This is a genomic window from Streptomyces sp. NPDC002754, assembly GCF_053592315.1.
Genome location: NZ_JBSFVM010000001.1, coordinates 1197632 through 1209720 on the forward strand (window position 1 = coordinate 1197632; position 12089 = coordinate 1209720).

A 12089-nucleotide genomic window follows, 5' to 3' on the forward strand; every position below is an offset into this window, starting at 1 on the left:
TCCTGGCTCACAGGAAGTACTCACATTTGTTCAGGGACACCCACGTTGGGGAGTCCACCGGGTGGCTGTGATTGCCGTTCTGGTGCGTGTGGTTGTTGACGGACACGCTGTGGGAGTGGCTGTCCGAGCCGGAGTCGGTGTCGGAGAACGTGTGCGTGTGGTTGGTGCCGGTCGACGAGTTACTGGTCGTGCCCGAGACACCGATGCTGATGGTGACGTTGGCGCTCGACGTACTGCCGCCCGGTGAAGACCCCGACGTGGTCTGGCCGCCGGTGGAGCCGGGGCTTGTTGTTCCGCCGACCAGGACGGCCGTCCCGTCCGAGTTGAAGTCGATCTTGGCGACGTTCGAGCCGCCACCCGCGTCACGCGGAACATCGATCGTCCGCTTCGACGACGGCCGGTACTCCTGGTCCAGGCCCGTGATCATCGTGGTTCCGGACACGTTCCAGCCCCCGCGCCACTGCATCTTCCAAGACCCGTTGTCCAGCACGCGCCGGTAGTAGACGTCGCCGTTGCTGTTGCCGTTGTGGGAGCCCGCGGCGAGGGTGGCTCGCTTCCAGCCGGTGTCGACAGGGCCGACGGCCTTGCCGGACGACGCAGCGATGGCACCAAGGATGAATATCTCCGACCCCTGCTTGGCAAGGAGGACCGTCTGGCCGACCTGGGGGTTGAAGTTGTTGACCATGCGGACTTGGTCCACCGGGGACTCGGTGTCACCCGAGATGTTCAGCTCCACCGAGGGTGGTGTCGACAGGGCGTTGACTGACGTGATGATGGCCTTGCGGATGGCGAAGCCCTGCGAGACGGCCTTCTGGACCATCTGGTTCATCGTGGTGGCCAGCTCGCGGAGCTGCTGGTCGATGGCTGCCTGCACGGCTACTACCTGGTCGCCAGAGAGGTTGCCAGATCCGCTGCTGCCGCCACCTTCGGCGGGGGTGCTCACGTCGTGGGCCTCCTCTCGCGCATCGTCAACGTCTGGTAGTTAGTGCCGCCCCCGGACGTCTGGCCGGTCATCAGGGGCACGCTGAAGGCGTCCAGCACGTACAGGCCGTCGACACCGGACTCGACGCGCTTCACCTCGATGACGTCGCCGCCTTCGAAGCTCGGATTGACGAGCGTGCTGAGGCTGAGCTGCGCCGTGTAGCCGATGATCAGCGCGAGTTGAGAGGCGGCCAGGACTGCGGCGTCGTCGGTCGTCTTCACGACCGAGTCGGTGACGAAGTACGGCACTTCGCCGTAGGGCCCGTACCGGTACGTCGGCGAGCTGGGGTTCATGTCCCAGGCCTCGGCGCGCACCGGTGGCGCCTCGTCGCCGGCGGATTCGCCGGTCACGATCACCCCGTTGTAGCCAGGGTCATCGGTGAAGACGCGGGTGAGGTCGAGCATCGTGCAGCTCTGACCCTCGATGTACGAGAAGTCAGGGGCCGGCATTGCGGCGATGTCTGGGGGAGGGGCGATGACGATGCGCCCCAGGACATCGAAGTAGATTTCGCAGCCCATGGACTGAGCGAGCTGAGTGCACGCATCCCAAGGGTCTGAGCCGGAGTCGAAGAGCATCGGTGCCGTGACCGTGAGGTCTGTGTCGACGGCGTCGTACTCGGCGTCGGGGAACGTCCTTATGACGATCTGCTTGATTGCGTCCAGCAGGTTGGCTCCGGCCGCGATGGTGTACGGCTCCAGGAACTTGTCTCGGCTGATGGTGCGGGAACGGTCGAAGCCTTCGAGTTGGATCGTGACCGTGCCCATGACGCCGGCCGTGATGGTGCACATAGACAGCCGAAAGACGCCCAGCGGGGCGAGTTCCGCAGTCCCGTCGGAGTAGACGACTCCGCGAAATGCGCGGATCTCCGTGCCGTACGGGGTGAGGATCTCGCCCGTGGTGCGGGGTGTCAGGCGGCCGGTGGGATCGACCGCGCTGAGTGTGATGTGTCGCCGGATCTGAGCGGAACGGTCGCAGTCGACCGAACCGTCCGTGATCTGGAGCCTGGTGACTTCGAGGTCCGGAGTGACAACTTCGACGTAGGAGACAGCCGTGTGGCTCTTGCGTATTTCCGCGTAGAAGCGGTCAGTCTGCGAGGCCACAGGCCGCACTCCTATTCCGTTAGAAATGCCAGATCCCTGAAGTCGGGCGCGGCATTTGTGCAAGGCTGGTGAGCGAGCCGAGACCGTGGGCTGGCCGCAATAGCCGTGCACCTAGACGAGCCCCCGGACCTTGGGACGGCGGTCTCGCGAGGCTCGGCCGACTACGCCTGGCAGAGTCGGTCGCACGACAACTAGCGGCCGACCAGGGACGCCTGGTCGGCCGCCCGCAGGGCGTTTAGACCTCTGGTGCCACCTCCGCGAAGGTGACCTTGACGTAGCGGCGAGGCCGCGACTGCCGCTGAGACGTGGCGAGGATCTTCGTCTCGATGTCTCCGACCGGTCGCACCCACCACGTCTTGTCGATGTCGGATTGGAGGATGAGCGTCCGGCCGGACCTGAGCAGGGCCATCAACTGTGGGAACTCGGCCTGTTCGCAGTGGATTTCGATGGGCACCATGTCCGACTTGACGCCGTCGGTCACCACCACCGGATACCGCTCGCCCAGGGGCTGGAAGAACTGCGCGGTGTTGGATGTGGTGACGTCCATGTCGTTCCACTTGACGGTGATCTGCATGTTGTTCGACAGGTCTTGCAGATCCTTCAGCCACCACGAGTTCGGCTCGAAGATGACCTCTTGGGACGGCGGACCGTAGCCCGACGAGAAGACGTCGCCGTTGAGTCCGTACGACAGGGTGGCGACCCGGTAGCGCCTCGAATTCAGAGGCGCGATGGTGTGGTCGACGTAGAACATCTGGCCCGTCACGAGGTCGTACTGCGACGGCAGGATGTTCTGGCCGAGCAGCGGTAGCCATTCGCCGTATCCGTTGCCGTTGTTCTCCTGGTACTGGATCACCGGCGTCGACCACACGGTGTGCTCGGCCCGCGATGTTCCGTTCGTCCAGGCCGGCTCCTGGTTCGGGTCGGCGAGGGCACCCAGCATGACGCCGACCATGTCGAACTTGACTGTGTCGTTGATGCTCATGCCGAGAGCACTCACCACAGGGCGGATCCTCGTGGTGCCCGCGGGGATGTCGAACTGTCCCCAGGACTTCGTCCACACCGAGGTGTCGAACGCGTTGCCGGCGACCGACTTCTCCGAGATGAGGGTGTTGGCCCGGTAGAACTCCAGCGTCAGCTTCGGTGTGCCGGACGCTGACCCTTGGAACGACGACACCATCGTGACCTTGCCACCGGCCAGCCACAGGGCCCGGTCGTCGACAGCCCCGATATCGATCATCGAGCTGGGGTGGGCGGACACCTCGCCACCGGCCAAAGATGCCGCCGGCTTGATGATGCCGATCCACGACGCCATGGACTGGATCGTCGTCCCCGAAGCCTGGCCGAACACCGATGTGGTGCCGGCCGGTATCACACCGTTCGAGTCGTACACCGCGGTGCCCAGCCACGGGCTTGCCGCACCGTTCCCGTTGTCGACGCGTTCGGTCTCGTTGGCGCCGGGAGAGGGCACGGTAGCCAGAGGCTTCAGCAGGCCTATCCAGCCCGCCGCCGTCCAGGCCGAGTCACCGCCTTGGATTGTGGCCGAGCGTGAGGTAGCGCCGGTGGAGACCTGTCCGTTCGAGTCGGAGAACTGAAGGGACACGTCGGGGAAGTTGTTGAACTTGGTGGTGTCATCGGAGCGTTCCGAGACATCACCACCCGACCAGGTGTTGCCGTAAGGGGTAGTGCCGGTGAAGAGGCAGACCCGCCACGCCTTGGCGTTGGTGTTGGTCACCGAGGCGGTGCCGACGCTCGCGGTGTTCGTGGATGTCTTCACGTTCTCCGCGATGAACTGGCCGGATGCCAGCTCACAGTTCCGGTAGGCGACAGCCTGGGAGATCTTCGGCTGGCCCCATCCGGTCTGCGTGCCGGTCCACGAGTTCGGCTCCGACGCGCCGGCGGTCCGCTTCAGGATCGCCACCGTCACATCACCAGAGTGGGCGTCGCCGCCGCCTCCCGGGTTGGTGACATGTGTGCGCCGCACCAGCGTCCAGCCCGACGGGGCGGTCACTGCCGTGACGTTGCCGGAGAACGACACCGCAGCCAGCATCAAGTCGCCCGACGAGACGCCGGACGGCTTGTTGATGGTGTAGCTGGTGTTCTTGCTCGTGGAGGACCAGACCGACGCTTTCCCGACGTACGCAATCGCTGACGGAGTGGTCGGCGCCGTGGTGTTCGCGATGAACGTGCCGGCGCTCGACGTCTCGTTCGCCGCGAACGCCGACACACGCCAGGCGTTCGGGTCGGTGTTCACGACCGCCGCTGTCTGAAGCACGGTGCTGGTAGACGACGACGTAGTCACCGACTCGGCGATGAACTGGTCATCGGCGTGAGCGGCCCCGCGGTAGGCGACCACGACCGCCGACCGGCGGACCGCAGCAACGCTGACGGTGCCGGTCGCCCACGACGCCGGATCGGAAGCCAGAGCGGTGCGCTTCAGTACCCACAGCGACGTGTCGGTCGTGCCGTCATCGATCGATGCGGTGTTGACCGCCTGCCAGCCTTCCGGCGGGGTGATCGTGCCGAACTCCGAGGAGGTCACGAACGCGATCAGCAGGTCGTTGTCCAGGACGCCAGCCGGCTTGTTCAGGGTGTAGTTCGTGCCCGACGTCGGAGACGTGAACACCGTGCCCGTGGCCCGGTAGCCGATCGACGGGGCAACGCCCACGTACTTCATCTGGAAAGCCCTGGCGCCCTGCCCACCGACCCCCGATGAGGTCACGCGAGACACCGTCGATGCGGCGTTGGCCTGCGTCCAGGAGTCGACGACCGAGACCGGGTCTTCGGCGGTCGCCAGGTAGCTCGTGAGCATGTTCCTGGAGGCGTGGCCGCCGTCCGACCAAGCGGTGCCGGTGCCGGGCATCAGCCCGACGTGGTCGACGAAATGAGACTCGCTAGCCGACGCGCCGGCGACCCACGCGACGACCTCCCCGTACTGGGCGTCGTCCGGGATCGTGCCGGTGGCGACCAGCTCGGTCCACGTCGACGACGTGTCGGCGATAGACACCGAGATCTGCGTCGATGACGGCAGGGCTGTGTAGATGGCGTCATAGAAGCGGGCGAGAAGCGTCATGGTCCTCGACGTCGAGTTCGCCAGAACCTGCGAGCGCAGGGTGACGGCCATGCCGGGCACGACCTCGATGCGGTCGGTGATCGCGAGGGCGTCGCCGCCGCTCGTCGCCGTGATCTTCATCGAGGCGAGACCGTTGCCGAAGCTGTTCACGGTGTCGCGGGTCAGGGTGGCGTTCTGCCCGTTCCAGCCCAGGGGGTCGGAGTAGATCTCGAAGTCGGCCTGCTGCACGGACAGCAGGTTCGACGTGTCCTGCATGCGGATGGCCGCCGACGACGTGTAGTTGTCGGGGACGACGGTCGGGGTGCCGACGCCGGGCACGCCGGACAGGCCGGCGTTGTTGTCGCCCGGGACGCCGGGAGACGGCGCGTTGATGGTGAACTGCCTGGACGCCCAGGACGACCAGGCGCCGAACTGCGACTCGACTTTGACGTAGACCTTGTAGTCATTGCCATTGAGGGACGTCGGCAGGATGAGGCTGTTGGCCTCGCCGACGATGGTGGCGGTGAAGGTAGGGTCAGCAGTCTCGGGGTCGAAGGTCGCCACCGAGGCGTCGGTGAGGGCGAAGATCTTGTAGACGGCGCTCTTCTGGGGTTCGCCTTCGAGCTGGTGGTACGCCCAGGCGATCGTCGGCGACGGGGACGTCACGGTGCCCGACGGCGACGACACCGTCACCGTCGGCTTCGTGTGGTAGTTGACCTGGATTTCCAGGCCGTAGATGCGCACGCTGTCGAACAGGTTGTTGTACGAAAACATGCGCAGGCGGAGCTTGTTGAGGCGGGCGACGTCCCACGCGTACCCCAGCGGGTCCTTGGTGTAGGTGGCGACCGTCTTGGTGGTGATAGTGCTGCCGGCGCTGATCGTCCGCGTCGTGTAGCGCGAACGGTTATCCGTCGACAGCACGTTGATCGTCACCGAACGCGAACCGGAACCCGCGTTCGACTTCAAGCGGATGAGGACCGTGACCGAGTCGATGATCGCCCCAGCGGGAAGATCACTAACGTCGGTCGGGAACCGGACCTCGGCACCGCCACGGTACGAAGGCGACCGTACGTGGCAGTCGTCCTCGAAGGCGCGAAGCACCTCCGAGACCTTGGTGTAGGTAGAAGCGACGACCGTCCAGCCATCGTTGGAAACATCCCCGCTGGGGAAGATGGGGAAGCTGAGCGTCACGTCTACTCCCTATTTAGTTATCAGGTCAGTCGGGCCCCTGTCCCCTTGCTGAGCATCAGCCGCAGCTTCGGGAGTACCTCGGTGTCGAGCTTCTCGACAGCCGCCTTGTCGAGGTTGCCGGCGACATGGATCGGCATATCGATGTGGACAGGGCCCCCACCGCTGCCGGAACCGATCGCGCGTACCAGGTCACTGTTGTTCGTGACGGACTCTCCGCCACGGAAATTGATCATCTCCGGACCCTGCTCGCCGACCATCGCCCAGCCCCTGGTGGCGCCGGGTGTGCCGATGGCGTAGCCGCCCTTACCGGTCGGAATCCTGCCGCCGTACCTTGCTTTGATGTAGTTCAGCGAGGCGGTGACGTTGTCGACCGGGTCATAGATGTTGCCGGACCCGTAGGCGGCGAACGTCGGGCCGATGACCTGAGCGAGACCGATACTGGGCGTGCCGTTCTTGGCGTTGATGTCCCAGTTGTTGATGGCGTTAGGGTTGCCGCCGGACTCGATCTGGATGCGTTGCAGCATCGCCGCGATGTTGCCCTCGGTGACCGGGTAGCCGGCGTTCTTCAGGGCCTGGATGACGACGCCGCGAAGGTTGCCGACCTTGCCGGACACCTTGGTGCCGCCAGCCCCGCCCAAGGCCTTCGCGGCGGCAGCCATAGCCGCCTGAATCATCGACTTGATCTTGTCGACGATCGTCTTCAGCATCTTCGTGCCGACGCCGCCGAGGGCGCCACCGACAGGCGAGATGAAGCCGGACAGGCTCCGGGCCGCGTTGATCCACTTCATGAACGCGGCAGTCACCGACGCGATGTCCGGAAGCCCGAACATGCCCTTCCCGATGCCGACGGCCTTGCCGATGAGACCGCTGAGCGGGTTGTCGGAGTTGGTCGTTCCGGACTTCTCGTACTTCTTGGCGTCGCCGCCCATGCCGGCGGAGCCGCCAGAGCCACCACTGGAGGGCTTGTTCGGGTTGGCCTCTCCGGCCATGCCGCCAGTCGGGTTCGGCACATCGCCGCCGCCGGCGAACTTCACAATGCCGCCAGAAGCGAAGGCCATACGGCCGTTGATGCCACCCTCGCCGAAACGGCTGGAGAAGCTGCCGCTTGAGTATCCGGCGCGACCGTTCGAGAAGTAGTGGTTCGCGTTGTGGACCCAGTCGGAACCCAGCGAAGCGACAGCCTCAGGAACGAGGATGCCCTCGCCGGGAGACAGGATCGCGTTGATGTTGTCCGTCCCGGGGGAGTAACCCGGCAGGACGCCACCAGTGGCGAAACCTTTCGCCTCGCCGGCGACGCCACCCTCGGCGAAGCCGACGTGTCCGACCTTGCCGATGGTGGGCAGGTGGACGGCGCCGGCCACCGCATTCCAGGCCCCGATCAGGCCGTTGACGATGTCGATGCACTTGTTGACCGCATCGGAGATGACCTTCTTGATCTGATCCCAGATGGTGCTGGCGGTCGACTTCATCGCGTTCCAGGCGTCTTCCCACGCCTTCTTCAGGGTCGCCGCAGCCTTGTTCCACAGGTCGTTGACGGCCGTGGTGAACGCGTTCCACGCCGTCTTCATGGCGTCCCAGACCGCCTGAGCGCCCGTCTTGAGCGCGTTCCAGAACGTGGTCCAAGCAGCCTTCAGAGCGGCAGAGACCGTGTTCCAAGTGGTCCGGATGGCGTTGAGGAACGTCCGCCAAGCCGTTCGGACGGCGTTCCAGACCGTTTGGGCGGCGGTTCGGAGGGCGTTCCAGAAGGTCTGCCAAGCCGTACGCAGGGCGGCAGAGATCGTGTTCCAGGCTGTGCGGATTGTGTTGAGGAAGGTCTGCCAGGCGGCGCGCAGGGCGTTCCAAACGGCCTGAGCCACCGTCCGCATGGCGTTCCAGACCGTCTGCCACGCCGTACGGAGCGCGTTACCGACCGTCGTCCACACCGTCCGGAACGTGGTGACCACTGCCTGCCAGCCAGTCCTGAGCGCGTTCCAAACGGCTGTGGCTCCTGTACGGAGCGAGTTCCAGACGGCGTTCCAGGCCGTACGGAGCGCGTTGCTGGCAGCATTCCAAGCCGTACGGAGCGCGTTGACGGTCGCGGTCCACGCCGTCCTCAGGGCGTTCCACACCGCCTCGGCGGTGACCTTGATCGCGCCCCAGACCTGCTTCCAATGAGCCGCTATCGCGATGAGCCAGCCGATGGGGCCGAAGATGGCGATCAGCCACCCCCACCGGGAGCCCAGGAAGGTCACGACGGCGTTGAAGGCCGCCCTGAGCCCGTTCCAGACCGCGTGCCAGGCCGCAACCAGGGCACCCGAGACGGCGTTCCAAGCGGTGGTCAGTCCACTCACGGTGGAGTGCCACGCCGTCTGAAGCGCGTGCCAGACGTTGACCGTCGCGGTCTTGAGCGCGTTCCAGACCGCCGACCAGTGCGTGACCAGCTCGTAGATGCCGAAGCCGATCGCGGCGATGGCCACGACGATCAGCGCCATAATCCCGAGCGCCGGCAGGAGGGCGACGTCGAAGGCGATCATGATGCCGAGCAGCACGCTCTGGGCTGCCGACCACAGAGCCATTCCGAGAGCAACGGCCCGACTGCCGACGGCGAACGCCGTGGACGCAATCGCCGCGCCCTGTACGGCAGTTCGGAAGATGACGAAGCCGACGGCCATCGCCTGGATGACTCCCGGCGGAAGCGCCGCGACCATTTGCAGCAACGCTGTGGCGACCTTCAGCGAGGGCTCGCCGAGACCTCTCATCGCCACGCCTACGTTCCGCAGGGCGTCGCCGAGGGCCTTGAAGAACTGGTTTACGGGCCCGCTGCTCGCGGTGACGTAGGCAAGAAACCGCTGGAAACCACCGCCGTCGGCCCACTTCCGCAGCTCGTCGGCGCCCTTCTTGATGACGTCGAGAACGTTCTGCCCGACGGGCAGGAAGGCCTTGAAGGCGTCACCCAGGACACGGCCGACGTCCTTGCCGATGTCGATGAACTTCTGGATGGCCGGCACCGCGTTGGCCTGGATGAGCTGGATGTACTCCTTGAGGCTGGACGACTTGGTCCACTTCTCGAACTCCTGGGCCACCTTGGTGATTTCAGGAGCGATGGCCCGAGCGACTGGCTCAAGCCGGTGCATGATGTTCGTGACACCGTTAAGCGCCGCCGACGCAGCAGTGAGGGTCTCACTCTTGAAGCTGCTACCAAACGTGCTGACAGCGGTCTTTGCCCTGTCCAGCGAGGCGATGAAGGCCGACTGGGAGGCCGTCAGCGTCTTGCCCTCGTCGGCGAACTTCTGCGCCTCGGTGACGGCGTTCTTCATCGCGAGGCCGTAGACGCCAAGGGCGACGCCGGCCGTACCAGCCATCGTCGTGAGGCCAGCACCAGCGGTGATGGCCGCAGCACCGATCGGGATCAGCGAAGGACCGAAAGCCACAGCAGCCTGCGTGGCCAGAACGAGACGCCCAGACCAAGAGTTCAGGGCGTTCGTGTTCCGGTTGGTGCTGTTGTTGAAGTCGTCGATGTCCCGACGCGCCTGGCGAAGGCCACCACCGTCATACCTGGAAAAGATCTCGAACGTCAGGCTGGTGATGGTGGCCATCTGTCGCCCTTTCCGCTATTCAGTTGTTAGAAGTGCAAAGTCGGCTTCCTGTCACCGCCGTTGCACCGACAATCAGGAGGACAGGACGACTCCGAAGGGGGAATCCACTCCTCGCTGAAATCCAGCTCCATGTCCGGCGCATCGTCGGAACGCGGATCCGTCGGGCGCGGGAAACGCTGAGGCCTCGGAACGGGACCCTCGGGCTTGTCCTCGTTCGTAAAGTTGGCCTGGCTGATCAAGTAGGCGATGAGCTGGAGCTGTTCGTGGACGCCCGAAAGGACTTCCTGCTGTGACGCAACCCCACCGATGGGCCCGTTGGTCATCTCGAAAGCGATCCAACGGGCGTATTCGCGAGAGTCCATCTCGGCCATCAACTGCTTGACCGTCATGCCGAGAGCTACCGCTAGTCGGTGCTGGAATCCGAGTCGGTAGTCTCGTCGAAATCCTCGGCCAGCTCCTCGATGTCGGCCTCGGTGAAGCCGTTGATCTCCTGGCACTTCTGGAACAGGAAGTCGAGGGCCCTCGCGGACTTCTGGCCGAGGCGGGCGACGTCACCGGACTGGAACACCAGCTCGCCGTCTTTGTTGACGACGCAGCGGGCGACCAGGCGGGCGCGGAGGTTGGCGATGTTGGGCCGCTGCTTGCCCTTGCGCATGTCGACGGTCGACGCCTCGAACGAGTCGCGCTCGGCGGCGCTCATGACCCGCAGGCGGACCTTGCGGCCGTTCCACATCGGGACGGCGACCACGACGGTTTCACGGTCCTCGATCGACCAAAGGTCGAACGGGTCATCGATGAACTCGTCCTCGACAGGGGTGTTCTCGGTGCTCATATTCAGTTGTCCTTCTGTGCTGCGGGATTGCGGGTTCAAGGACCGGACGGGGGCACCCGCGAACACCCCGTCCGATCCAGTCAGTTGTCAGGCGATGTTGCGTGCCTGCCGTTCGAGCGTCTCCGTAAGACGCCGCTCGAAGTCGTCCTCTGCGTGCTCAAACGTTTCTGCAAACCAGGAGCCACCCATGTTCCGAAACCAGTGGTGCCGGTTTCCAAACAAAGGGTGCTTCCAGCCCTCAGGGCGGTCGAAGGCCATCGGGATGTTGCGCTTCTCCGGATCGTCCATACCGGCGGTGATCTTCACGCCGTTGCCGTCGTTGGAGACGTTGACACCCTGTGCGACCTGCTCGCGCAGGCCGGTGTGCTTCGCGCCATGGGTCGGGAAGGACCGGATCTTGTTCCGGGCTTCCTCCGCCTTGCGGTCAGCTATCTCTTTGATGTCCTTCTTGATCTGGTCAGGTAGTTCAACTTCGGCCTTGAGTAGTTCGGCAACAGCCTTCTTCCACTCAGGGCCGAAGATGATGACTTCCTTAGCCACCTATCAGGAGGTGGCCCGAGCGATGCCCGACCGCTGGGCGTTGAGCTTGACCTTGGTGTCGGACAGCTCGCCGACCTTGCCGGAGACCGGCTGGTAGTCGAGCATGATGCAAGTCGCGCTGTACTCCGGGTTGTTCGCCGAGATCGCCGCAGAGGTCGGGCGGACCTTCACGATGAACTCGGTCTCCAGGTCCCACAGCGGGTACAGGACTGCGTCGACAGCGCCGGCCGCAAAGTCCTGCTGGAAGGTGATGGTGAACATATCGTCCTTGAGACCCGCCGCACGCTCGCGGCCGTCACCGCCAAAGTTGGTGGTGTTGATCTCGTCCTTCTTCAGTTCCACCTCGACCGAGGAGACGTGGCTCGAAAAGTTCGTGCCGTCGACCTCGATGAAGCAGTCCCTGAGAACAAGCTTCGCCATTTGGCTTTTCCCTTATTTAGTTGTTGTTCAGTTGTGGGCTGCTACGAGGTCAGCCGACCTGGACGACCGCGACCTGGAGAGTCGCGCCAGAGTTCGTTGCAGTGATAGTGCAGCGACCGACACCGGCAGTGCCGGAGTCGACGTACTCCTTGCGGAGCGGCACCCAAACCTCACCGGTGTCTGCCGGAACCGTGATCGCCGGGTCAGGCTCCGGCTGGCCGTAGGTGGTGTTACCGGGGACGACGATCGTCACGACAGCGTCAGACTCACCGGTGTTCTTGTAGACGACGAAAGTGTTCTTACCGTTACCGCACTCGGCGGTGTCACTGGCCGAGGAATTTCCGAACGTCGGCGCCGTGCCGGCGTCAACGAGCTTCCTGGTGACGAGGGCAGCCATGAA

9 protein-coding genes are annotated in these 12089 nt (G+C 64.6%); all 9 read right to left on the minus strand.

All coding sequences use genetic code 11. The features are described from left to right. Positions 1-7: 7 nt before the first annotated feature. Positions 8-943, minus strand: coding sequence for a hypothetical protein (locus ACWD2L_RS05800; RefSeq protein ID WP_451187325.1), 936 nt, complete (start codon positions 941-943; stop codon positions 8-10). Continuing rightward, a complete protein-coding gene (locus ACWD2L_RS05805; protein ID WP_451187328.1) occupies positions 940-2082 on the minus strand; it encodes a DUF5047 domain-containing protein in 1143 nt (380 codons plus the stop codon). Before ACWD2L_RS05805 ends, ACWD2L_RS05800 begins: the two co-directional genes overlap by 4 nt. A 235-nt stretch (positions 2083-2317) precedes the next feature. Then, entirely contained in the window at positions 2318-6322 is a 4005-nt protein-coding gene (locus tag ACWD2L_RS05810; RefSeq protein WP_451187331.1) for a hypothetical protein, read from the minus strand. 20 nt (positions 6323-6342) lie between these two features. After that, entirely contained in the window at positions 6343-9663 is a 3321-nt protein-coding gene (locus ACWD2L_RS05815) for a transglycosylase SLT domain-containing protein (protein WP_451187334.1), read from the minus strand. A gap of 260 nt (positions 9664-9923) precedes the next feature. Then, the gene (locus ACWD2L_RS05820) at positions 9924-10286 is read right to left on the minus strand and encodes a hypothetical protein (protein ID WP_451187337.1); all 363 of its coding nucleotides are present in this window, start codon (positions 10284-10286) and stop codon (positions 9924-9926) included. A gap of 14 nt (positions 10287-10300) precedes the next feature. Further along, positions 10301-10729, minus strand: coding sequence for a hypothetical protein (locus ACWD2L_RS05825; RefSeq protein ID WP_451187340.1), 429 nt, complete (start codon positions 10727-10729; stop codon positions 10301-10303). 87 nt (positions 10730-10816) lie between these two features. Continuing rightward, complete coding sequence (locus ACWD2L_RS05830) at positions 10817-11269, minus strand: hypothetical protein (RefSeq protein ID WP_451187342.1); 453 nt, start codon at positions 11267-11269, stop codon at positions 10817-10819. A gap of 3 nt (positions 11270-11272) precedes the next feature. After that, positions 11273-11689, minus strand: a complete 417-nt coding sequence (locus tag ACWD2L_RS05835; RefSeq protein ID WP_451187345.1) for a hypothetical protein — start codon at positions 11687-11689, stop codon at positions 11273-11275. A gap of 49 nt (positions 11690-11738) precedes the next feature. Next, complete coding sequence (locus tag ACWD2L_RS05840; RefSeq protein ID WP_451187348.1) at positions 11739-12086, minus strand: hypothetical protein; 348 nt, start codon at positions 12084-12086, stop codon at positions 11739-11741. Positions 12087-12089 lie beyond the last annotated feature (3 nt).